This is a genomic window from Mycobacterium bulgaricum (genome assembly GCF_041287165.2).
GTDB lineage: Bacteria > Actinomycetota > Actinomycetes > Mycobacteriales > Mycobacteriaceae > Mycobacterium > Mycobacterium bulgaricum.
Window position 1 is genome coordinate 12,521 of sequence record NZ_JBGGKV020000004.1, and the last position, 23,457, is coordinate 35,977.

Sequence of the window (23,457 nt, forward strand, 5' to 3'; positions counted from 1 at the left end):
CGCGTGACAGCGGGTAAGACGTCGGACATGAGTGAGACCGCGCTGCTCGTGATCGACATGTTCAACACATACGACCATCCCGACGCCGAAGAACTGGCCGACAACGTCGGCGAGATCGTGGATCCGCTCGCAGATCTCGTGAAGAGATCGCGAGACCGCGATGACGTCGACGTGATCTATGTGAACGACAACTACGGCGACTTCACGGCCGACAAAGGCAATATCGTCGAGTCCGCGCTGAGCGGGGCCCGCCCCGATCTGGTCGAGCCGTTGGCGCCCGACACCGACAGTCAGTTCCTGTTGAAGGTGCGCCACAGCGCGTTCTATGCGACGCCGCTCGACTACCTACTGACGCGCCTCGGGGTGCGCCGCATCATCCTCACCGGGCAGGTCACCGAGCAGTGCATCCTCTATACCGCCCTGGACGGCTACGTGCGCCATTACGACGTGGTGGTTCCGCCAGATGCCGTGGCCCACATCGACTCCGAGCTGGGTAAGGCGGCGCTGTCGATGATGGAGCGCAACATGAAGGCCGAGCTCTCGGCATCAACGGACTGCCTTCCGTGAGGGTGGCCTGATCCGAGCGGTATCGGGCAAGATCCGAGGGTTTCCGGCGTCGACGTTGTTGTAGCCTCGGCCCATGGAAGTACTACGCTCCGTAGTTATTCTGCTGCACATCGTCGGCTTCGCGGTCACGTTCGGGGCCTGGGTCGCCGAGGCCGCGGCCGCACGCCTGCGCACGACCCGCCTGATGGACTACGGGCTGTTGCTCTCGTTGCTCACCGGCCTCGCGCTGGCCGCGCCGTGGCCTGCCGGAATCGCCCTCAACTACCCCAAGATCGGGATCAAGATGGCGATCCTGATTGTCCTCGGCGGATTGCTCGGCATGGGCAACGCGCGTCAGCGGCGCACCGGGCACGCGGTGCCGCGCCCGATGTTCTACGCCGTGGGAGCCCTCGCGTTCACCGCGGCTGCCGTCGCGGTGGTGTGGTGACTATTGCTCGCCGAGGCCCAGCAATTTGGTGACGTGATGATCGCGGCCCGCGGTGTAACCGCCGTCCACCGCGATGGCCTGGCCACTGACGAAGCTGGCTTCCGCGGACACGAGAAACGCTGCGACCGAAGCGACTTCAGCAGGCCTGCCGAAGCGGCGCAGCTTGTGCTCGTGGCGTAACCCATCCCGCGGCCCCTCCATCCCCGGAATGCCCATGACGGATTCGAACAACGGCGTCTCGATGAAGCCGGGGCAGATTGCGTTGACCCGGATTCCGCTGGGGCCGTAGTCGATCGCGGCGTTCTTGGTCAGCAGGACGACGCCGCCTTTGGATGCGTTGTACGCACTGCCGCCCGCGGTGCCCTCCAGGCCTTCGATGCTGGAAAGTGTGACGATGGAACCCCGTTCACCGTTGACACGCTCCTGGGTCATCATCTGGGTGAGCGCGGCGCGCATGACCACGAAGGTGCCCTTGAGGTTGATGTCGACAACGCGGTCCCACTCGTCGTCGGGCAGAAGGTGAATCGGGCCACCGCCACCGACACCCGCGGAGTGGACGATGCCGTCGAGCCGGCCGACCCTGTCGGTCACAGCCGTCACCGCGCGCTCTACGACGGCCGGCTCCAGGATGTCGCCGGTTACGTAGTGAAAAGCGCCCTGCAGGTCCGAGGGGCCGTCCGGCGCCACATCGATGCCGACGACTGTCGCGCCCTCGTCGAGCAGTCGCCGCACCGTGGCTTCCCCGATACCCGACGCCGCACCCGTCACCAGAACACCCTTGCCGACCAGACCGTTGAGCATCGCCACAGTATGGCCTACGGGAAAGGCGACGAGGCCGTCGTTAGCATCCGAAGATGATGTTTGAGCGCTTCGTCACCGAAGGGCACGGCGGGGTGCGAATCGCAGCCGACCGCCAGGGTGACCCCACAGCGCGCGCCGTGGTCTTCCTGCACGGCGGCGGTCAGACCCGTCGATCGTGGGGACGGGCGGCGTCGGCGGTCGCACGGCGCGGGTGGCAGGCGGTCACGGTCGACATGCGCGGCCACGGCGAGTCGGACTGGTCGGCCGACGGCGACTACCGGGTCGCGAGCTTCGCCGCCGACGTGCGGCAGATCCTTCTCCACGTGCCGCCCCGCCCTGTGCTCGTCGGCGCATCCCTCGGCGGCCTCACGTCGATGCTGCTCGCCGGCGAACTGTCGCCCGGCATCGCGGCGGCGGTGGTGCTCGTCGACATCGTGCCCGACATGGATCCCCTGGGTGCGGAGCGCATTCACGCGTTCATGGCCGACAAGATGGTGGACGGTTTCGCCTCCCTCGATGAGGTGGCCGACATGATCGCCGAATTCAACCCCCACCGCCCCCGGCCCGCTGATCTCGACGGGCTGCGAAACAACCTGCGCCACAGAGGAGATCGGTGGTATTGGCACTGGGATCCCCAGTTCATCGATGGGTCCGCGACCCACCCGCCGATGGAGGTCACCGACGTCGAGCGCCTGCATTCCGCCGTCGCGCGGATCGTCGCCGACGGCGTGCCCATGCTGCTGGTCCGCGGTCAGGTCAGCGATCTGGTGAGTCATGAGCGCGCGTCCGAGTTCCTGGCGCGCTTCCCGCAAGTCGCCTTCGTCGATGTCGAGGGAGCCGGCCACATGGTGGCGGGCGATCGCAACGATCTTTTCGCCGACGCGGTGCTCGATTTCCTCGCCCGGCAGGAAGGCCCTCAATAGAGACCATCCAACAGAACTGATGTGTATGGTGTGGTGCGTGCCACATCTCACCGGTGCGGAGGTGCGCGATCCCGAACTGGCGCGCCTGACAGGTCTTCCTTTCGACGATGACGACGAGATCCTCAAAGCCGCGATCGACGAGGCCAGCGTCCCGGCGTTGCTGATGTCGATGGTCCACATGACCGGCGATCTGAGCATTCTCGACGAACTGCCGCGACCGTTCATGCTCATCGCGATGGACCTGCAGGGCGGCATGAGCGAGCCCGACAAAGATGCCGTGCGCGCCAGGGCATTCGAGGTGGCCCGCGACTACCGCGACCGGGGTTGTCCGCCCCCGTTCGTGCCCGACGAACACCAGCTGCGGGTCATGCTCGACGTCATCTCCGCCGGGCAGGTCGGCAGCGAGTTCGTCGACTATGTCGCTGCCGACCTACGTATCACCGACGTCGATCAGAACGGGCCGGCGCTGGCGTCATCGGCGCCGCAGCGCGCCGGCTTCCCGGTTGTGGTGATCGGCTGCGGCGAGGCCGGGCTGCTGGCGGGCATCAAGCTCAAGCAGGCCGGCATTCCGTTCACGATCGTCGAGAAGCAACCGGGTGTCGGCGGTACATGGCTGGCCAACCGGTACCCCGGTTGCCGGGTCGACATCGCGAGCCAGTACTACACCTACTCCTTCGAGCCGACCGACCACTGGGAGCACCACTACGCCACGCAGCCGGAGATCCTGCGCTATCTGCGTGACGTCATGGACCGTCACGGCATCGCCGAGCACGTCCGGTTCGACACCGAGGTCACAGGTGCGGCCTGGGACGACGCCACGTCGACGTGGCGGGTGCGGGTGCGCGGCGCACACGGCGGGGTCGAGGAATTGACGGCTCGGGCGCTCATCTGCGCCGTCGGCCAGTTCAGCACCGCGGTCATCCCGGACATCAACGGCGCCAAGGACTTCGCCGGTCCGGCGTGCCACACGGCAGCGTGGGACGATTCGATCGACCTCGACGGCAAGCGCGTCGCGGTCATCGGCGCAGGCGCCAGTGGCTTCCAGTTGGTGCCTGCGATCGCCGGCACCGCCGCCCACATCGACGTGTACCAGCGCACACCGCAGTGGATGGCGCCCAACGTGCACTACCACGAGCCGGTCAGCCCGGGCGCTCGATGGGCCACCAGGCACCTGCCCTACTACGGGCGCTGGCTGCGGTTCGTGTCGTGGTGGCCGATCGCGGACGCCCTCGACGAGCAGATCACCATCGACCCTGACTGGGACACCGGGGGATTGTCGGTCAGCGCAGGCAATCAGGCGATTCGCGACATGTTCATCGCCTGGATGCGGGCGTTCGCCGATGACGAAGAACTTCTCGCGAAGGTGACGCCCGGATATCCACCGATGGGCAAACGTACCCTGCAGGACGACGGTACGTGGCTGACCACGCTGCAGCGCGACGACGTCGACCTCATCACCGACGGCATCGCCGAGATCACCGCGGGCGGAGTCACCGATACCCGCGGGGTGCACCGCCGCGCCGATGTGCTGTTGTGGGCCACCGGATTCGATGTGAACCATCAGCTCGGCCCCATCGACATCCGCGGCAGGGGAGGCGTCGGTCTCAACGAGGCGTGGGGCGATGCCGCGTATGCCTACCTCGGCGTGACCGTGACGGGATTCCCCAACCTCTTCTGCATGTTCGGACCCGGCACCAACGCCGTCAACGGCGCCAGCATCATCTACAACTCCGAGTGCCAGATGCGTTACATCCTCGGCTGCATCGACATGATCCTGGCTTCGGGCGCCGCATCCGCAGAGCCGCTCGCCGAAGTCTGCTCCGACTACGACCGCCGAAGCCAGGAGCGATTGCAGACCATGGTCTACGCCCACCCCGCTGTCAGCAGCAGCTACTACAAGAACGCCGCCGGCGAGCTCCCCACGCTCTTCGCGTGGCGCATCGCCGATTACTGGAAGTGGACACACCGTCCGAACCCCGGCGACTATTCGTTCACTAAGCCATTCGATAAGCCATTCGACAAGCAACGGACACAGGAGGTTTCATGACGGGACGGTTGGCGGGCAAGGTCGCTCTCATCAGCGGAGGCGCCAGAGGCATGGGTGCATCGCACGCCCGGGTGATGGCCTCGCACGGCGCCAAGGTGGTGTGCGGCGACATCCTTGATACCGAGGGCGAACTCGTGGCCGAAGAGCTCGGCGATGCCGCCCGCTACGTACACCTCGACGTCACCCGCACCGAGGACTGGGAGTCGGCCGTCGGCACCGCCGTCGAGGAATTCGGTGGCGTCGACATCCTGGTGAACAACGCGGGCATCCTCAACATCGGTACGGTCGAGGACTACGACCTCGCCGAGTGGCACCGCATACTCGACATCAACCTCACCGGGGTGTTCCTCGGAATCCGTGCCGTGACGCCGACGATGAAGGCCGCGGGCCGCGGCTCGATCGTCAACATCTCCTCGATCGAGGGTATGGCGGGCACGATCGGGTGCCACGGCTACACCGCCACGAAATTCGCGGTCCGGGGTCTGACGAAGTCGACGGCTTTGGAGCTGGGGGCCTTCGGGATTCGCGTCAACTCGATACACCCGGGGCTGGTGAAGACGCCGATGGCGGACTGGGTTCCCGAAGACATCTTCCAGTCGGCGCTGGGCCGCATCGCCGCGCCCCACGAGGTCAGCAACCTCGTCGTGTACCTCGCCAGCGACGAATCCAGCTACTCGACCGGTGCGGAGTTCGTCGTCGACGGCGGAACCCTCGCCGGTCTCGCGCACAAGGACTTCTCCGCTGTCGACGTCGATCAGCAGCCGGAGTGGATCACCTAGCGGGCGCCCGGGTTGTCCTGATCCATGCGTCTGCCGAGCTCGGCGCGTGAGCTGATGCCGAGTTTGCGATAGATCTTCGTCAGGTTGTGCTCGACAGTCTTGCTGCTGATGAACATCGCGGCTGCGATGTCCTTGTTGGTGGCCCCTGTCGCCGCCATCTCCGCGACCCGCTGCTCGGACGGTGTCAACGGGCTGACCCCGTCGGACGGCGCCACCACGGCACGCGACAGCTCGGCTTTGGCCCGCAGCGCCCACAGCGGAGTCCCCAGGCGCTCGAAAGCCTCCATGGCCAGGGTCAAATTCGTTGCCGCCGTGTGCTTCTGGCGCAATCTTCGCTGGAGCTGACCCAGCAGCAGCTGAGTCCTGGCGCGTTCGAACGGCATCGGAAGAAGCTCGTGCATCGTCATGGCGCGATGGGCCTCCAGTTCAGCGGCGCCCACATCGCCGCGGGCCGCCAGCAGCATCGCACGACACCGCGACCCCACCGCCTTCATCCAGATGCGGTCGTGTACGGCACCGTTTTGTTCCAACGCCGTGGTGAGGAAGTCGGCGTCGTCAAGGCGTCCGACGCCCACCATCGCCTCGATCACGTCGGGGAGATGCCATCCGTACATCAATTCCGTCGACGGCGTCTGGTCCCGCGCCAAGAACGAACTGTCCAGCGCCTCAAGCGCTTCGCGGTGATTGCCGAGCGACTCTTCGAGGAAGCACAACGTCATCCCCGGCCAGTCCGCGATATGGGACACCTGCCGGTTCTTTACCGCGCCGAGAACCCACTGGGCATCGGCCCGGGCATCCTCGATCCGGCCCGCGTAGGCGGCCATCGCTCCGCGCACCGTCATGGGGATGATGAGCACGTCGTCGCCGCCGAGTTGCTCCGCGCGCTCCACGGCCTCGGCGGCTTCGGCCTCCGCGGCGGCGAGCTGACCCCGCCAGAGATGATTGATCGCCAAAAAGCCGGCGATCGCCATCATGTCGCTTTCGGCGCCCCGCTCGACGCAGACGCTGCGCACGGCGGTGAGTTCCCGGTGGGCCTGCTCGAGCCGTCCCGTCCACGACATCGCGAGGGCGTGCACGAACGGGGCACGGAAGATGATGGGGACGTCGAAAGCGCTGTCGTAGAGCTTGAGCGCCCGTGTCAGCGACTCCTCGTCGAGACCGCGCCCGCACTGGAAACTGACGTGCACAGACCACGCGAGCGCCGCGCTGGTGACACCGGGGACCCCGAGCTCCTCGGCCAGCTTGACCGCATCGCGGGCGTGCCTGCGGGCATCGTCGAGCTCGCCGATGTTGTTCAGCGCGAACGACAGTCGCAGCAACACCTGAACCTGGACCGGCGCGTTGCCCGCGGCGTCGTCCAGTGCCGTGCGCAACAACTCGACGGCTTCGCGATGCTCGTTCTCGTACATCAGCACCGTCGCGAGGAGGCTCGCCGCGAGCGCACGCAGGATCGCCGGCTCGATCGACTCGACCCGGCCCAGTGCGGTGGCCGCTTTCGCCGTGTTGCCCGCCAGGAAGTGGTTCTCCGCAGCTTTCATCCGGCGCAGCGGATTGTCCCCGCCCAACCCGATCGCCAGGTCGACCAATTCGGCGGCGGCAGCGGGTGCCCCCCGGGCGCGCGCGGCATCGGCCGCCTGATCGAGCGCGGTGAAGATCTCCTCGTCCCCGCTGGCCGAAGCGAGTGCCAGGTGCCGTGCCCGCAATTCGGGCTGTGTTTCCAGCAGGCCCATGGTGCGGTGCATCGCACGCCGCGCAGTCGGTCCGGCATCGGTGTAGACGCCGCTGGCGAGCAGCGGATGGGTGAACCGCACGCGGTTGCCCTCCAGCGCGATGATGCCCGCAGACTCGACCTGCTCCAGCTGGGAGGTGATCTCTTCGACCGACACGTTGTTGGCGCGGGCCAGAAGTTCGGTCGTCGGGTCCGCGACGCACGCGGCGCCGAGCAGCAGCTCACGTGCCCGGTCGTCGAGCCGCCCGATTCTTCGCCGCACCACGTCGGTGAGGGTCGCGGGGAGCGGAAGATCGGAGCCGCTCCGACCGTCGCCGAGTGCTTGCGCCAGTTCGAGCGCGAAAAACGGATTTCCGCCCGATATTTCGGCGATCCGCAGTAAGGACGGCCGAGTCAGCTTGCGGCCCAGCCGCTCTGAGATCAGCGTGTGCACCTGCGCTGAATTCATCGGATGCACGCCGACCCGGCCGACACCGTCGGGCCGGTCGAGTTTCAGCCATCCGGCGGCCGCACCGTCGCCCGGCGAGCAGCGCTCGGTCAGCAGGACGCCGAACGGGCCCTTGAGGCGGCGCATCGCGAACTCGATGGCGGCCCGGCTGGAGGTGTCCAGCCATTGAACGTCGTCGATGGCGACGAGGACGGGTGACGTCTCGGCCAGCGCGTGCAGCACCGCGACAAAACCAGCCGCGACCACCCGCTGGTCGGTCGGAGGCCCGTCGCTGCCCGCGCGCAACAGCAGGCGGTCCAGGGCCAGTCGCTGGAGGCCCGGCAACGACGCGAAGTGCTCGTCTTCGACGTCGCCGAGCAGATCGGCCAGGGCGGCGAACGCCATCACCGACTCGGCCTGCCCGACCCGCGCCGTCAGCACCCGGAACCCGCGGTCGCCGGCGCGTTGCAGCTGTGCCAGCCACAGCGTGGTCTTCCCGATCCCGGCGTCGCCCTCGATGATCAGACCGGTCGGTTTGGCGGCGGCGGCGTCCAGGAACTCAGCAACCAGCGGATCGTCGTCTGCCGTGGTGCTAGCGCTGGACACGCCGTTCATCATCGCAGCGGGCAAAGCGCCGCGCATCACTTCGGCGACTTCGCGAACAAATTTCCGGCGAACTTCGCTCAGCGGACCGCGACGACGACCTTGCCCAGCGCCGAGCGGTCCTCCAGCGACGCGATCGCCTCCGCGGCACGTTCGAGGGGATACACGACGGGCTCGGGCGGGGGCACCGCGCCCGAAGCCAGCAACGGCTCCAGCGCGGCCCACTGCTCCTGCAGGTAACCGGGGTGCGTCAGCGTCCAGGCGCCCCAACCGACACCGACCACGTCGACGTTGTTGAGCAGCAGCCGGTTCACCTTCACGGTGGGAATGTCGCCGCCGGTGAACCCGACCACGAGCAGTCGTCCGCCGGGCGCGAGTGAGCGCAGCGAATCGGTGACGCGGTCGCCGCCGACGGGGTCGAGCACGATGTCCACACCGCGCCCGCCGGTCAGCTCCTTGACCGCGTCCTTGAAACCGTCGGCCAGAACGACGTCCGACGCCCCGGCCGCGCGGGCTACCTCCGCTTTCTCCTCGGTACTGACGACAGCGATCGTGCGCGCCGCGCCGAGCGCGGGTGCGATCCGCAGCGTGGACGTGCCGATGCCGCCGGCCGCCCCGTGCACGAGCACCGTCTCGCCGTCGGCCAGCCTGGCGCGGGTGCCCAGCGCGAACTGCACCGTCAGGTCGTTGAACAGCACCCCGGCCCCCGCTTCGAACGACACCGAGTCCGGCAGCTTGAACACCCGCTCTGGTTGCAGCGCAACGACTTCGGCCATCGCGCCACACAGCATCGTCAACCCGATGACCCGGTCCCCCTTACGGACGTGCGCTCCCTCGGGCGCGCTGCGCACCACGCCGGCCACCTCGGCCCCGGGCGTATAGGGCATCGCGGGCTTGTACTGGTAGAGCCCACGGGACTGTAGGGCGTCGGGAAACGCCACCCCGGCCGCGTGCACGTCGACGACCACGGTGCCGTCCTCGTCTGCGGGTTCGTCGATCTCGACCACCTTCGCGGCCTGCGGTCCGTCGAGTTCGGCAATCTGTATCGCGCGCAATGTCGGCCTCCTGTGTCGTCTGCGAGAACCATTTAACTCACCCCTGATGCGCGATCCGCCGCTGGTGCCCGCCGGGTACAGTCACGTACCCGGCGAGGTGGCCGGACCGGAGGAGCGCACATGGCACGAGGCAGCAGAGCCCGACTTCGGAGCGGGACATTCGGCCCCGCTGATGCCCTGGCCCCGGGCCGCGTGGTCGACGTGCGGTCCAAGGACGGCGTGCGGATCCACACCGAGGTGTTCGGTCCCGAGGACGGTTACCCGATCGTGTTGGCCCACGGCATCACATGCGCCCTCCGCGTGTGGGCCCACCAGATCGCCGATCTGGCACGGGATTACCGGGTGATCGCGTTCGATCACCGCGGACACGGCCGCAGCGGGGTGCCGCCGCGCCGTGGCGGCTACAGCCTCGACTACCTGGCCGCCGACCTCGACGCCGTGCTGGAGGCGACGCTGGCAACGGGGCAGAGGGCTGTGATCGCAGGGCATTCGATGGGGGGCATTGCGATCACGTCCTGGGCCGAGCGTCTGCCGCACCGCGTCGTCCAGCGTGCCGATGCCGTGGCGCTGATCAACACCACCACCGGCGATCTGCTGCGCAACGTGAACCTTCTCCCGGTGCCCGCGCGGTTCGCCGATGCCAGGGTGCGCGCTGCCGGCGGGGTGCTGCGCACGTTCGGAGGCGCACCACTGCTGCGCGCCGCCGACCGCCCCAGCCGCCGTTTCGTCTCGACCATCGCGGTGGGCCGTGACGCCGATCCCGCCGTCGTCGACTTCGTCTTCGAGCTGTTCAACGGAACGCCTGCGGCTGGGCGCGGCGGGTGGGCGCGTGTCCTCATCGACCACCTCGGCCCGCGCCACATCGTGCTCGACAACCTGTCGGTGCCCACGCTGGTGATCGGCAGCACCAAGGACCGGTTGCTCCCGATGGTGTCCTCCCGCCGCATCGCCGCCACGGCGCCGAACCTGGCGCGCTTCGTCGAGCTCGCCGGTGGGCATTGCGCCATCCTGGAGCGTCCCGACGAGGTCAACGAGCACCTGAGGTGGCTGGTGGAGTCGGTGACGGGGGATCAGGCTGGGGCGAGCGAAGCGACGGGGATTCAGGCTGGGGCGAGCGAAGCGACGGGGGATCAGGCACGCCGCGCCAGTTCCTGATGCGCCTCCTCGGCAGCACGTAATCCCGAGCGCACCGCGCCGTCGAGAAAACCGGTCCACCGGTCGGCGGTTTCCGTACCCGCCCAGACGATGCCGTCGACGGGGGCGCGTAGCCACCGTCCGTGCGCGGTCCACGCACCCGGCGGAACGGCGGCCGTCGGCCCTCCGGGTGCGAACGGCTCTGCGCCCCAACGATGATCGATGTAGTCCAGCGGCCGTGATGCGGCGTCGCCGAAGAGTGCGGAGAACCCGGCGAGGGCGACCTCACGGCGTTGTTCGTCCGGCAACGGGTCGAACGTGCGGGCGTCGGTGAAGCCGAGCAGGACGCCGGGGCCGGTATCGGCGGAGCTGACGTCGAAGGTGATGAACACCGGTCCCTCGTCGGAGAGCGCCTCACCGGACAAGCCTGCGTCGCGCCAGAACGGCGTCGGGTACGCCGCGTACGCCTTGCTCAGATGGCCCTGCGGCCAGGTGCGGCTCAGCCGCCCGTACTCGGCGGGAAGGGCGGGATCGAAATCGATGGCGGCACGATGCTCGGGCGGGACGGCGACGACGACGGCTCCTGCGTCGTATCGCCTGCCGTCTGCGGTGACGGTCAGGGATCGATCCGGGTGGCGGGAGATGCCCCGGACCGGGGTGTTGAGAACCACGCGTTCGCCCAGCTCGGCGGCCATCAGCTGGGCGATCTGCTGGGTGCCCGCCAGGAACCGGTCCTGCTGCGCGCCGCCCTCGACGTCGAGCATGCGGTTGAGGCCGCCGGCGGCCGCCACGTAACGCACGGCGTGCAGCATCGAGACGGCATCGGGTTCAGCGCCCCACGTCACCCGCGACATGATCGCCATCAGATCGCGGGTGGAGGCGCCGGCATGCACGGATCGCAGCCACTCGTCGAGGGAGACCGCATCGAGTTGAGCAGCGATCGGCGACGTCCACGGCTGATCAACCGGAACCTTGCCGCGGATGCGGTCGAACCGCCATTGGATCCTCGACACGTCGAGAAGCTCCAGGATCGACAGCCGAGGGATCGTGCTCCGATACGACCGCACCCTGCCGCGCCATCGGATCAGGTTCTTCCCGCGTCCATAGGTGGGCACGGATTCGACGCCCAGTTCCGCCGCCAGTGCGAGCACGGCATCCTGCGTCGGGCCCACGAACGTCGCGCCGAGGTCGACGGCCACCCCGCCGACGTACCCCGTGTAGGACCTGCCGCCGACGCGGTCCCGGCCTTCCAGAACGGTCACGTCGTGCCCGCGGCGGGTCAGTTCGCGGGCTGCCGACAGTCCTGCGAATCCCGCTCCCACGACAACGACATCGGCCATCGCCCCATCCTCGCGGATCGGGCGCGCCGACGGACGCATAGTGTCGTTTTGCGCGCCGGATTCGAGCCAAGCCGATGGTCGGACTCCTCGACGCGGCTCGTTCCTCGCTCGCTCGACCGTCGTCCGACTAGGCTCGCTCGTTGTGCAGGTGATGACAGCGCTCTTCGGGCCGACTGACGCGATCGATCGGGCGCGCGCGCTGCGCGATGCCGGTGCCAGTGGGGTTTTCACGTTCGAGGGCCCCCACGACGTGTTCACCCCCCTGACCCTCGCGTCGACCGTCGGCGGGCTTGACCTGATGACGAATGTCGCGATTGCCTTTCCGCGCAACCCTATTCACCTCGCGCATCAGGCCGTCGACCACCAGATCCTCAGCGGCGGCCGGTTCACTCTCGGGCTGGGTACGCAGGTGCGCGCCCAGATCGAGAAGCGCTACGGCGTCGAGTTCGACAAGCCGGTGGCCAGGATGCGCGAACTCGTCGGCGCGCTGCGGGCCATCTTCACTACGTGGACCACCGGCGAGCGGTTGAACTTTCGCGGGGAGTATTACCGGCACACGTTGATGACGCCCACGTTCGTTCCGCGTGGCGATTTCACGCCGCCGCCGATCTACGTGGGTGCACTGGGGCCCTTGCTGACCCGGATGACGGCCGAGGTCGCCGACGGGCTACTGGTCATGCCTTTCGGGTCGAAGAAGTTCCTCAACGAGGTCACGATGCCGAATGTCGACAAGGGCCTCGCCGCGGCGGGGCGCAGCCGCACAGATCTCGCCGTGGTGCCCGAGATCATCGTCTCGGTCGCCGATCAGGACCCTGATCATGTGTCGGCGCGACGACTGCTGGCCTTCTACGGCTCCACCCCCGCCTATCGGCCTGTGCTGGAGGTGCACGGGTGGGGCGACCTGCAACCCGAACTCAACGCGCTGTCCAAGCAGGGGCGTTGGGAGGACATGGCGCGTCTCATCGACGACGACGTGCTGCACACCATCGCCGCGTGCGGCAGCCCGGCTGATGTGGCCAAGCACATCAGGGACCGGGTGGACGGTGTCTCGGATCGCATCTGCCTCTATCAGCCCGGCCCCATCGAGGTGAATTCGTTGGCCGAGATCGTCGACGCATTGGGTGACTGAGTCCTAGGGTGGTACGTGACCGGACCAAAGGAGGTTACGGGTGCCGGACCACACTCCCGATGGGGACTTCTCCGACGTCTTGATCATCGGTGCGGGAATTTCCGGCATCGGTGCCGCGTACCGGATCCAGGAACGCAATCCGCAGCTGAAATACACCATCCTTGAGCGACGCTCGCGCATCGGCGGCACATGGGATCTGCATCGTTACCCCGGTATCCGCTCGGACAGCGACATCTTCACGCTGTCGTTCCCCTGGGAGCCGTGGGAGCGTCCCGAGAACGTCGCTGACGGCGAGGACATCCGTCAGTACCTGATGAACGCCGCGCGCAAGCACGGGATCGACCACCACATCCGGTATGACACCCGGGTGGTCTCCGCGGACTGGGACTCGACGACGGACACGTGGACGGTGCGGACCGATGTCAACGGTTCCGGTCGCATCTACCGGACGCGGTTCCTGTTCTTCGGCACCGGGTATTACGACTACGACAACCCCTACCGACCCGAGTTCCCCGGCATCGAGAACTACGGCGGTGCCGTGGTTCATCCGCAGCACTGGCCCGAAGACCTCGACTACGCCGGCAAGAAGGTTGCGGTCATCGGCAGTGGTGCCACCGCGATCAGCATGATCCCGGCCCTGGCGCAGCGCGCGAGCCACGTGACGATGGTGCAGCGCTCGCCGACGTATCTGCTGTCGGGCCAACGGATCAACCCTGTGGTCAACCTGCTCCGTAAGGTGCCGCCGCCCAAGCTGGGCTATCGTCTGGCCTGGCTGTACAACGTCTTGTTCATCGTGCTGGTGTACGGAATCGCCCGCAAGGCCCCGCGTGTCAGCAGACGCCTGATTCGTGCGGTCGCCAAACACTATCTGCCGGAGAACTATCCGGTCGACACGCATTTCAATCCCCGCTACGACCCGTGGGACCAGCGGCTGTGCCTGATCCTGTCCGGTGACTTCTACGAGGCGATCGCCGAGGGCCGCGCCGAGGTGGTCACCGATCAGGTCGATCATATCGACGCCACCGGCATTGTCCTGAAGTCCGGCAAGCGGATCGACGCGGACGTGCTGGTGACGGCCACCGGTCTGCAGCTGCAGGCACTCGGCGGGATCTCGGTCAGCGTCGACGGCGAGAAGGTCGCTCCATCAGATCGATTCGTCTACAAGGAGCATCTGCTCGAGGACATCCCGAACCTGGCGTGGTGCGTCGGCTACATCAACGCCTCGTGGACGTTACGCGCCGACCTGACCGCGCGAGCAGTGGCGAAGCTGCTGGCGCACATGGACTCTCACGGATACACCCATGCCTATCCGCATCTGGGGCAGACGCCGATGCCGGAAAAGCCGGCCTGGAACATCAACGCAGGCTATGTGCACCGCTCCGGTCACGTGTTGCCGAAGTCCGGGACCCATCGGCCGTGGAACGTTCGACACAACTTCGTCCTCGATGCGATCGACCAGCGTTTCGACCGGATCGAGGAGTCGATGGTGTTCGGGCGGGTGTCGCCGGAATTGCCTTCCGGCAGTGGAATGTCGAGTGAGGACCTGCTGGAACGCCATTCGGGCTGACGCGCTACAGGGCGACGGTGAGCCAATCGGCGAAGCCCGACGGGTCGTGGCGGCCCAGCGCTCCGTGCTCGAACAGCCCCCATCCTTCGTGCTCACCTCCGTCGGCATCGCGGCACACCGCCCGGCCCACGTGGTCGATGACGCCGAAGCCGGCCCGGCCGACGATCGCGGGATCATTCATGTCGTAGGTGAGGCGCTCGGTGAAGTTCTCGCCCTTCCACATGCCGTGGATCCAGTCGGAGTCGCCGCCGTAGCCGCCTCCGACGTGGATGGGCACCGGCAGTTTGGATTCCACGTCGAAACGGAGCAGTGTGCCGTCGAATGCGGTGGCATCGATCGTCGCACCCGTGGGGATGCGCGTCCCCGACCGGTAATGGATCTTGATCCTTGGCCAGCCGAGTTGCTCGACGCGGCCGTCCTTCCAAATACGGGTGCAGTCGTTCAGCGAACGGAATCCGAGGTGATCCTCCTGGATGATGAGCACGATGCCGAAATGGTCGAAAGCCATCGGCACATACAGCCACCACATGCCCTCGAACGGCGGATCGTCGGGCCGCCCGGCGGGTTCGGCCTCGCCGATGGGGCGGATGCCCCATGACCGGTCCCGGGTGCCGATCCACTGGGACGGATCCACGGCGATGTCGGTGCCGTCGACCAAGAGTTGCCCGCTCCAGGTGCCGACCTGCGCGAAACGCTGCGCGTCCAGCGTCACCCGATTTCCGCGCCGCATGATGTGCGGCTGCTCCTGGACGACATCGAACAACCCTTCCCAGGTGAGATCCGCTGCGATTCCCTCGGTTTCCTCCAGTGTGATACGAAGCTTGCGCAGCGGTTCGATGATCTCGACACGGTAATTGCCGACACGCTGGTTGAGCCTGTCCTGGTCGATGGCGTGGGACAGATGCACTGCCGTCTGGGTGTCTCCCCGCCTCACCAACAGATATGCGTCCTTGACGCCCAGGTTCGGGTAATAACCGATGCCGGTGATCACGAAGATGTCGCCGGTGCGGTCGTGGGCGTTGAAGTAGGAGCGATCGTAGAAGTTGCGATCTGAGGATCCGGGCCAGGCGATCGGTTGGGGCACCTGGTGCACCGGGTATTCGTCCATCGGTCCGAGCATCAGTCGGCCTCTCCGATCAGTCGTTTGAGCAGTGACGCGTGATAGAAGAGTGTCTCGACGTCCTCGGGCTTCTCGATCTCTCCGAAACGCACCCGCCGGGCTCCGGTGCGCATGAACACACAGCACCAGACCACCGCGGAATACACATGGAACCACGCGAGATCACCCAGCTCTACGCCCGTCAGGTTCTGGTAGGTGGCGCGCACGTCGTCCTCACGCAGGAAATCCGGCATACCGGGAAGCCCGGCGAGCTTTGTCAGTTCCTGAAAAACCATGTGTGCGAAGCTGATCCACGCGACATCGAATTCGCGAGGTCCGACCGTGGCCATCTCCCAGTCGAGGACGGCGACGGGGGTGAAGTCCTGATAGATGACATTGCCGATGCGCGAATCACCCCACACGAGAACAGGTTCGGAGGAGGCGACGTCGGCGGGAAAGCGTTCTTCCAGCCATGCCAGGGTCCGCTCGACCAGCGGTGAACTGCCGATGTCGGGCACGCTGAACGCATACCAGTCCTTGAGCCACCCGAAGTGACGGTGCAGTGCCGTCTCTCCGGGCGGATCCACGTCCTGCAGGAATCCGAACACCTGCTGTGCATTCGGGATCGAATGGAGTTGGGCCAGAACCTCGACGGTGCGGTCCTGAAGCTGTCGCTGTCGTTCGGGTGGTGCATCGAAGAGCCAGTTGTCGCCGAACGTATAGGGCATCACGTCGGGCGGGACGACGCCCTCGACACGGTCCATCAGGAAGAACGGCCGCCCCAGCACATCGCCGCTGCTCTCCAGCCAGCGCACCGGTGGAACGGCCACATCCGTCAGTTCACCGACGAGTCGCATCACCTCGTGCTGATGGTCGAGGCGGTAGTGTTTGAAGACGGGGATGTCCGCTTCGGCGGGCGCGACCCGTGCCACCCATTTGTGCTCGACGGGGTTGCCGGCCTGCAGCCAGCGCCCATGCAACAAAATCGTTTCGGAGGACATGCCGTTGGCATCGATGCCACTTTCCACAGTGATCTCGGGCGTGGTGTTCGGCAGCACGCCCGACAGCCACTGTGACAGGGCTGCCGGAACGTGGGACATGTCGCGGCTCGAGCGCTGGAGTCGGTCCACATTGTCGACGGCTGGTTCGCTGGGCACTGACACAATCCTTCCCGCCGCAGTGCGGTCGTGGCACGGCACCAATACGATACCGTGGGTAGCGATATGAAAACAGGCCCGTCTTCGCCAGGCAAGACCTCAGGTGCCGGACGCCCGAGAGATCCGCGCATCGACGCTGCCATATTGCAGGCCACTGCGGATCTACTTGTAGAAATCGGCTATTCGAATGTCACCATGGCTGCCGTCGCGGAGCGGGCGGGCACCACGAAAACGGCCCTGTACCGCCGGTGGTCGAGCAAGGCCGAGCTCGTGCACGAGGCCGCCTTTCCGGTGACGCCGACGGCGATCCAGGCCCCGCCCGGCGACATCGCCGCCGACCTGCGCGGGATGATCGAGGCGGCCCGGGATGTGTTCCTCAGCCCTGTGGTGCGGGCAGCGCTCCCGGGGCTGATCGCCGACATGTCGGCCGATCCCGAGCTCAGGGGCCGCGTCGGCGCGCGGTTCACGGACCTGTTCGCGTTGGTGCGAGCCCGGTTGCACGACGCCGTGGAACGCGGCGAGGTGCGCGACTGCGTCGACCCTGACCGGCTCGTCGACCTCGTGGGCGGCGCGACGCTGCTGGCGCTGCTGCAGAAGCCCGACGATCTCGCGCGCACCTCCTGGGTTGACAACACCACGGACATCCTGCTGCACGGTGTGGTGACCTAGCCCCGTGGCGGCGTGGCGTGGCGTGGCGGCTGGCACCGCGAGCGCGCGTGTCTGCTCGCCGACACGCCCTGCGGTGCGGGCATTTTCCGCGCACTCATCGGCGGCGAGCGCGCGCTGAGCGACAGCGGTCGCGGCGTGTTGCTGAGCAGACACGCGCTCGCGGTGCGGCTGTTGCGGTCAGTTCCGCTCGATCTGGTCTCTGTTGCGCTGCGTCACCGCACTGAATCGGTCGCCGAGGCCCTGAAGACCCTGCGCATCGCCATGCTGGGCGAACGCGATCGTCTCCTCGGCCTTCAGTGCGGGGTCGACGACCGCGGCAGCGCCGGTCGTGTAGATCTCTTTGAGGCCTCGCATCGTCGGCCGCGGCACCTCGGCGATCTGTGCCGCCAACTCGACCGCTCGCGGCAGCAACCGCTCATGCGCCACCACCTCCGTCACGAGGCCGATCCGCTCGGCGCGCGCCGCGTCGACCACCTCGCCGGTCATCGACAACCGCCTGGCCATCGCGACGCCGACGAGCTGCGGCAACCGGGCCGTCATCCCGCCACCCGGCAGGATGCCGACCCGCGCGTGGGTGTCGGCGAAGACCGCCCGCTCCGAGGCGACCAGGAAGTCGCACCCCAGGGCCATCTCCAGGCCGCCGGTGAACGTGGCGCCGTTGATCGCACCGACGACCGGTGTCCGCATCGCCGCGACGGCCGCGATGCAACTCTGCGACCGGAACTCCTCGAAATACGAGAGGCCGTCGCGGGCAGCCTCTTTGAGGTCCACACCCGCGCAGAAGGCCGGGTCGGCCCCCGTGAGGACGACGGCCCGCACGGATTCGTCGTCGTCGGCTTCGGTCAGCGCGGCGTAGCTCGCACGAATGAGGTCGCGGCTGAGAGCGTTTCTGGCAGCCGGCCGGTTGAGCGTGATCACCCTCACGCCGTCGCCGTCGAAGGTGAGGACAAGATCGGTGGTCATGCCTACGTGACTATCAGAAGAAGCGGTCCGCCGAGTTCGCCAGGTCCAGCAGAGGCTGAGGCAGGGCGCCGAGCGCGAAGGTGACCGCGGCCGTGACGGTGACGACTGCCGTCGTCAGGGCGCTCGGCACGACCACGGTCGGGGCGTCGTCCGGACGGTCGGTGAAGAACATCAGCACGATCACGCGCACGTAGAAATACGCCGCGATTGCACTTGCGATCACGCCGACCACGACCAGCGGAATCGCGCCACCCTCGCCAGCGGCCTTGAAGACCGCGAACTTGCTGACGAATCCGCTCGTCAGCGGAATGCCGGCGAAGGCGAGCAGGAACAGCGAAAAGACAATGCCGACAAGCGGATAACGTCTACCCAAGCCTGCCCACCGCGCCATCGCGGTGTCCTCCTCGCCGTCGGAGTCGCGGACGAGGCTCACAATTGCGAACGCCCCGACTGTGGAGAAGCCGTAGGCGAACAGGTAGAACAGCGTCGAGGACAGCCCGGCCTCGTTTCCCGCGATGACGCCGGTCAGGATGAACCCGCTGTGCGCCACCGCCGAATACCCCAGCATGCGTTTGACGTCGTTCTGGGTGACGGCGGTGACGGTGCCGACCACCATCGTCAGGATTGCCACGGCCCACAGCACCGGTCGCCAGTCGTCACGGAGCTCGGGAAGCGCGACATAGAAGATGCGCAGCATCGCACCAAAGGCCGCGATCTTGGTGGCAGCGGCCATGAACGCCGTGATCGGGGTCGGTGCTCCCTGATACACGTCGGGGATCCACGAATGGAAGGGCGCCGCACCGACTTTGAACAGCACGCCGACGAGCAGCAGCGCGATACCGATGAGCGCCAGTGGCAGCGTGCCCGTACCGGCCGAGACCGCGTTGGCGATACCCTGCAGTTTCAGTGTGCCCGCATAGCCGTACAGCATTGCGGCGCCGTAGAGGAAGAAGGCTGACGAGAACGCTCCCAGCAGAAAGTATTTGAGCGCGGACTCCTGCGACAGCAGACGGCGGCGCCGCGCGAGTCCGCTGAGCAGATACAGCGGCAGCGACAGGACCTCCAGCGCGATGAACATCGTCAGCAGGTCGTTGGCGGCCGGGAACAACAACATGCCGCCCACGGCGAACATCGTCAGCGGGAACACTTCGGTCTGGATGACGCCGGCCTTGGTCGCCAGCTTTTCCGCCACACTTCCCGCGACCGCCGACGCCTGCGGGGTGAAAGCGTCCAGCCCCCGCTCACTTTCGGCATCGGCAGCGACGCCGATCTGACGCTCACCGATCAGGAGTACTCCCAGGATCCCGACCAGCACGATGGTGCCTTGCAGGAACAGCGCGGGCATGTCGATGGCCACCGCGCCCATGACCGCGGCTACCCCCGGGCCGCCGTGCAGATTCCTGGCGACGAGCACGACGGCCACGAACGCCGCGACCAGGGCCACCAGGCTCACCGTCACCTGGGCCCCGTAGCGTCGGCGGCGCGGGAGAAACGCCTCGATCAGCACGCCGAACACCGCGGCGCCGAACACGATCAGCATCGGAGAGATGAGTCCGTATTCGACGGTGGGAGTGGGGACATTCATCGCGCCGGGCCTTCCGCCATCCGGGGTGCCGGGTCTGTCTGTTCGATCGTCGTCAGCGTGTGGGTGACGGCGGGGTTGATGACATCGAGCGCCGGCTTCGGGTAGACGCCCAGGACGAGCAGCAGCGCGATCAAGGGCGCCACCACCGCAAGCTCTCGGGGGAGAAGATCGCGGATTTTGTGTTCCCCCTCGACCAGTGCGGCCGGTACCGGGCCCGTCATCATCCGCTGATACATCCACAGAATGTAGATGGCGGACAGCACCAGCGCACTCGCGGCCAGCACAGCGAATACCGGGTAGCGGGTGAAAGTGCCGATGAGGACCAGGAATTCGCTGATGAACGGCGCCAGCCCGGGAAGTGACAGCGTGGCCAGGCCCGCGACGAGGAACGTGCCGGCCAGCACGGGAGCCACTTTCTGCACGCCGCCGTAGGCGGAGATGAGCCGAGTCCCCCGCTGCGACACGAGGAATCCGGCGATCAGGAACAGCGCCGCGGTCGAGATGCCGTGATTGACCATGTACAGGGTGGACCCGGATTGTCCCTGGGTCGTCATCACGAAGATGCCCAGGATGATGAAACCGAAGTGCGATATCGACGTATAGGCGATCAACCGCATCACGTCGGTCTGTCCGATCGCCACGACGGCGCCGTATACGATCCCGATGACGGCCAGCGTGATGATCGTCGGGCTGAACCACGCAGCCGAGTCGGGGAACAGCGGCAGGCAGTACCGGATCATGCCGAATGTGCCGACCTTGTCCATGATCGCCATCATCAGGACCGCGCTCGCGGGGGTGGCCTCGACCGCGGAGTCGGGAAGCCAGCGATGGAACGGCCACAGCGGCGCCTTGACGGCGAACGCGAACATGAATCCGCCGAACAGCAGGTGCATCACCGCCGGGTTGACGACGAATTCACCGCTTGCGACGGCCGCGACGATGGCGCGGAAATCGAATGTGCCGGCCTCGAAGGCATCGCTGTTGGCCGTCGCCACGTAGAGGCCGACGACTGCGGCGAGCATGATGAGACCGCCGAACAGGTTGTACAGCAGGAACTTCACCGCCGCCTTGCTGCGGTTGGCGCCGCCGAAGCCGCCGATGAGGAAGTACATCGGGATGAGCATCGCTTCGAAGAAGACATAGAACAGCAGGATGTCGAGCGAGACCAGCGAGATCAAGACCATGCCCTCGACGGCCAGCGTCAGCGCGAAGTAGATGTGCGCCGACCTGCCGCCCCAGCTGAGTGTGTCGCGGGCGTCGTTCCAGCCGGCGACGATGAGCAGCGGCAGGAGCACCGCGGTCAGCACGATCAGCGCCAGCGCGATGCCATCGACTCCGAGGATGTAACCGGTGCCGAAAGACGGTATCCACCGGTAGTTCTCGACGAACTGGTACTGCTCGCCGGCCGGGTCGAACCCTATGGCGATGACGACGGTCACGGCGAGGACGGCCAGCGACACCAGCAAGGCCACCCATTTGGCCAGGGTGCGTGCGGCCGCGGGCAGCACCATCACGACCACGGCGCCGAGCATCGGAACGGCCCACAGGACGGTCAGCACCGGAAATGAGGTCACCACAGGTTCACCGCCAGGATCATCGCGACGACGACGGCCGCGCCCGCCAGCATGGACAGCGCATAGGAACGGGCGAAGCCGGTCTGCAACTGTCGCAACCTTTCCGACACTCGGGACACACCCGCCGCCAGACCCCCGGCCGCGCCGTCCACCGCTTCGTCGTCGATCTCGACCAGACCGCGGGTGAAGCTGAGCCCGGGGCGCATCAGCACCTTCTCGTTGAACGCGTCGCCGTACAGGTCTTGGCGGGCGGCGACCGTCAGCGCCGATCCGGCCGGCACCTCCCCGGGAACCGCCCGGGTTCCGTACATCCGATAGGCAACGGCGATACCCACGGCCACGACCGACAGCACGATCACCGTGACCACCCATACCGGAAGCACATGGTGGATCTCGTGCGCTCCGACCACCGGTTCCAGCCAGTGCTCGAGCGTGCCGCCGATCGCGAGCGCACCACCGGCGGTGACCGATCCGACCGCGAGCAGGATCATCGGCCACGTCATCACCGCGGGCGCTTCGTGCGGATGCGTGTGGTCCGCCCAACGCTTTTCACCGAAGAACGTCATCAGCATGACGCGCGTCATGTAGAAGGCGGTGATGCCGGCACCGAGAATGGTGGTGGCGCCCAGGATCACGCCCTTGACCCCACCGGCGCCGAGGGCCACCTCGATGATGCCGTCCTTCGAGAAGAAACCTGCCAGGGGCGGTATTCCGATGATCGCGAGGTATCCGAGCCCGAACGTGACGAAGGTGATCGGCAGGGCTTTCCGCAGACCGCCGTAGCGGCGCATGTTCACTTCGTCGTCCATCGCGTGCATCACCGAGCCCGCGCCGAGGAACAGTCCCGCCTTGAAGAAGCCGTGGGTCAGCAGGTGCATGATCGCGAACGCGTAGCCCGCCGGGCCGAGGCCCGCGGCGAGCACCATGTACCCGATCTGGCTCATGGTCGACGCTGCGAGTGCTTTCTTGATGTCGTCCTTCGCGCAGCCGATCACCGCGCCGAACAGCAGCGTGACCGCCCCGACGACCACCACGGCGGTCTGGGCGTGCGGCGCCAGATCGAAGACCGGACCCGACCGGACGATCAGGTACACGCCCGCGGTGACCATCGTGGCCGCGTGGATCAGCGCCGACACCGGGGTCGGGCCCTCCATGGCATCTCCGAGCCAGGACTGCAGGGGCACCTGCGCGGATTTGCCGCATGCGGCGAGCAACAGCATCAGTCCGACCGCCGTCAGCGTGCCCTCGCCGAGTTGCGGTGCGGCCTCGAACACCTCGCTGAACGACACCGCGCCGAGGGCGGCGAACATCACCATGAGCGCGACGGCAAGGCCGATGTCGCCCACACGGTTGACGACGAACGCCTTCTTCGCGGCGGTGGCCGCCGACGGCTTGTGCGACCAGAAACCGATCAGCAGGTAGGACGCGAGACCCACGCCCTCCCAACCCATGTACAGGCCGAGGTAGTTGTCGGCGAGCACGAGGAGCAGCATCGCGGCGAGGAACAAGTTCAGGTAGGCAAAAAACCTTCTGCGGCCGGCGTCCTCTTTCATGTAGCCGATGGAGTAGATGTGGATCAGCGAACCGACACCCGTGATCAGCAGCACGAAGCACATCGAAAGCTGATCGAGTTGCAGTCCGAAGTCGACGCGCAGATCCCCGACGGGCACCCAGCTGAACAACGTTTCGCGGGCGGTCCTGTCCTCGGCGTCGCGGCCGAGCATGCCGACGAACAGCACTGCGGCGCAGGCGAAGGACGCCAGCGACGCAGCGGTGCCGAGCAGATGCCCCCACCTGTCGGTCCGCCGTCCTGCGAGCAGCAGGATGGCCGCGCCGGCCAGTGGGAGGGCGATGAGCAGCCACACGGGAAGCGTCACTGGCG

At 66.9% G+C, this 23,457-nt stretch carries 19 protein-coding genes; 9 read left to right on the plus strand and 10 right to left on the minus strand.

Going from position 1 to position 23,457, the window contains the following annotated elements:
- Window positions 1-27: 27 nt before the first annotated feature.
- A complete protein-coding gene (locus tag ACAG24_RS13220; RefSeq protein WP_370472695.1) occupies window positions 28-567 on the plus strand; it encodes a cysteine hydrolase family protein in 540 nt (179 codons plus the stop codon).
- A gap of 73 nt (window positions 568-640) precedes the next feature.
- A complete protein-coding gene (locus ACAG24_RS13225) occupies window positions 641-994 on the plus strand; it encodes a Fe-S protein (protein ID WP_370472696.1) in 354 nt (117 codons plus the stop codon).
- Here the strand turns inward: ACAG24_RS13225 and ACAG24_RS13230 are convergent, their stop codons facing one another.
- Complete coding sequence (locus tag ACAG24_RS13230) at window positions 995-1,795, minus strand: SDR family NAD(P)-dependent oxidoreductase (protein WP_370472697.1); 801 nt, start codon at window positions 1,793-1,795, stop codon at window positions 995-997.
- A 53-nt stretch (window positions 1,796-1,848) separates the two neighbouring features.
- Between ACAG24_RS13230 and ACAG24_RS13235 the strand changes: the two genes are divergently transcribed.
- The 3 genes from ACAG24_RS13235 to ACAG24_RS13245 are packed head-to-tail and all read left to right on the plus strand — an operon-like array spanning window position 1,849 to window position 5,544.
- Window positions 1,849-2,718 (plus strand): alpha/beta fold hydrolase, encoded by an 870-nt coding sequence (locus tag ACAG24_RS13235; protein ID WP_370472698.1) that lies wholly within the window; start codon window positions 1,849-1,851, stop codon window positions 2,716-2,718.
- A 37-nt stretch (window positions 2,719-2,755) separates the two neighbouring features.
- The gene (locus tag ACAG24_RS13240) at window positions 2,756-4,765 is read left to right on the plus strand and encodes a flavin-containing monooxygenase (RefSeq protein ID WP_370472699.1); all 2,010 of its coding nucleotides are present in this window, start codon (window positions 2,756-2,758) and stop codon (window positions 4,763-4,765) included.
- A complete protein-coding gene (locus tag ACAG24_RS13245; RefSeq protein WP_370472700.1) occupies window positions 4,762-5,544 on the plus strand; it encodes a glucose 1-dehydrogenase in 783 nt (260 codons plus the stop codon). The genes ACAG24_RS13240 and ACAG24_RS13245 overlap by 4 nt, the downstream gene beginning before the upstream one ends.
- On the opposite strand, the gene ACAG24_RS13250 is transcribed toward ACAG24_RS13245, so the two are convergent.
- Both ACAG24_RS13250 and ACAG24_RS13255 read right to left on the minus strand, forming a co-directional pair.
- On the minus strand, window positions 5,541-8,342 hold the full coding sequence (locus ACAG24_RS13250) for a helix-turn-helix transcriptional regulator (protein WP_370472701.1): 2,802 nt from the start codon (window positions 8,340-8,342) through the stop codon (window positions 5,541-5,543). The genes ACAG24_RS13245 and ACAG24_RS13250 overlap by 4 nt on opposite strands.
- Window positions 8,343-8,383: 41 nt before the next feature.
- Window positions 8,384-9,358 carry an NADPH:quinone oxidoreductase family protein gene (locus tag ACAG24_RS13255; RefSeq protein ID WP_370472702.1) on the minus strand — a complete coding sequence of 325 codons (975 nt, stop codon included), beginning with the start codon at window positions 9,356-9,358 and terminating at the stop codon, window positions 8,384-8,386.
- 120 nt (window positions 9,359-9,478) lie between these two features.
- Here ACAG24_RS13255 and ACAG24_RS13260 point away from each other — a divergent pair, with 120 nt between their 5' ends.
- A complete protein-coding gene (locus ACAG24_RS13260; protein ID WP_370472703.1) occupies window positions 9,479-10,513 on the plus strand; it encodes an alpha/beta fold hydrolase in 1,035 nt (344 codons plus the stop codon).
- On the opposite strand, the gene ACAG24_RS13265 is transcribed toward ACAG24_RS13260, so the two are convergent.
- Window positions 10,489-11,832, minus strand: coding sequence for a flavin monoamine oxidase family protein (locus tag ACAG24_RS13265; RefSeq protein ID WP_370472704.1), 1,344 nt, complete (start codon window positions 11,830-11,832; stop codon window positions 10,489-10,491). The two genes, ACAG24_RS13260 and ACAG24_RS13265, sit on opposite strands and share 25 nt — an antisense overlap.
- Before the next feature lie 151 nt (window positions 11,833-11,983).
- Here ACAG24_RS13265 and ACAG24_RS13270 point away from each other — a divergent pair, with 151 nt between their 5' ends.
- Window positions 11,984-12,961 (plus strand): TIGR03617 family F420-dependent LLM class oxidoreductase, encoded by a 978-nt coding sequence (locus tag ACAG24_RS13270; RefSeq protein ID WP_370473059.1) that lies wholly within the window; start codon window positions 11,984-11,986, stop codon window positions 12,959-12,961.
- A 40-nt stretch (window positions 12,962-13,001) separates the two neighbouring features.
- Window positions 13,002-14,528, plus strand: a complete 1,527-nt coding sequence (locus tag ACAG24_RS13275; protein ID WP_370472705.1) for a flavin-containing monooxygenase — start codon at window positions 13,002-13,004, stop codon at window positions 14,526-14,528.
- 4 nt (window positions 14,529-14,532) lie between these two features.
- Here the strand turns inward: ACAG24_RS13275 and ACAG24_RS13280 are convergent, their stop codons facing one another.
- Window positions 14,533-15,648: an Rv3169 family protein gene (locus tag ACAG24_RS13280; RefSeq protein ID WP_370472706.1), complete on the minus strand. Its 1,116-nt coding sequence runs from the start codon at window positions 15,646-15,648 to the stop codon at window positions 14,533-14,535.
- Complete coding sequence (locus ACAG24_RS13285; protein ID WP_370472707.1) at window positions 15,648-16,784, minus strand: phosphotransferase family protein; 1,137 nt, start codon at window positions 16,782-16,784, stop codon at window positions 15,648-15,650. The genes ACAG24_RS13280 and ACAG24_RS13285 overlap by 1 nt, the downstream gene beginning before the upstream one ends.
- Window positions 16,785-16,850: 66 nt before the next feature.
- On the opposite strand from ACAG24_RS13285, the gene ACAG24_RS13290 reads away from it, so the two are divergent.
- Entirely contained in the window at window positions 16,851-17,453 is a 603-nt protein-coding gene (locus tag ACAG24_RS13290; RefSeq protein WP_370472708.1) for a TetR/AcrR family transcriptional regulator C-terminal ligand-binding domain-containing protein, read from the plus strand.
- A gap of 177 nt (window positions 17,454-17,630) precedes the next feature.
- Here ACAG24_RS13290 and ACAG24_RS13295 read toward each other — a convergent pair whose 3' ends face one another.
- From ACAG24_RS13295 to nuoL, 4 genes are read right to left on the minus strand one after another with little or no spacing between them, the layout of a single operon-like run.
- Window positions 17,631-18,416: an enoyl-CoA hydratase gene (locus tag ACAG24_RS13295; protein WP_370472709.1), complete on the minus strand. Its 786-nt coding sequence runs from the start codon at window positions 18,414-18,416 to the stop codon at window positions 17,631-17,633.
- Window positions 18,417-18,429: 13 nt separating this feature from the next.
- A complete protein-coding gene (nuoN, locus tag ACAG24_RS13300; protein WP_370472710.1) occupies window positions 18,430-20,001 on the minus strand; it encodes an NADH-quinone oxidoreductase subunit NuoN in 1,572 nt (523 codons plus the stop codon).
- Window positions 19,998-21,578: an NADH-quinone oxidoreductase subunit M gene (locus tag ACAG24_RS13305; RefSeq protein ID WP_370472711.1), complete on the minus strand. Its 1,581-nt coding sequence runs from the start codon at window positions 21,576-21,578 to the stop codon at window positions 19,998-20,000. The genes nuoN and ACAG24_RS13305 overlap by 4 nt, the downstream gene beginning before the upstream one ends.
- A complete protein-coding gene (nuoL, locus tag ACAG24_RS13310) occupies window positions 21,572-23,452 on the minus strand; it encodes an NADH-quinone oxidoreductase subunit L (protein WP_370472712.1) in 1,881 nt (626 codons plus the stop codon). The genes ACAG24_RS13305 and nuoL overlap by 7 nt, the downstream gene beginning before the upstream one ends.
- Window positions 23,453-23,457 lie beyond the last annotated feature (5 nt).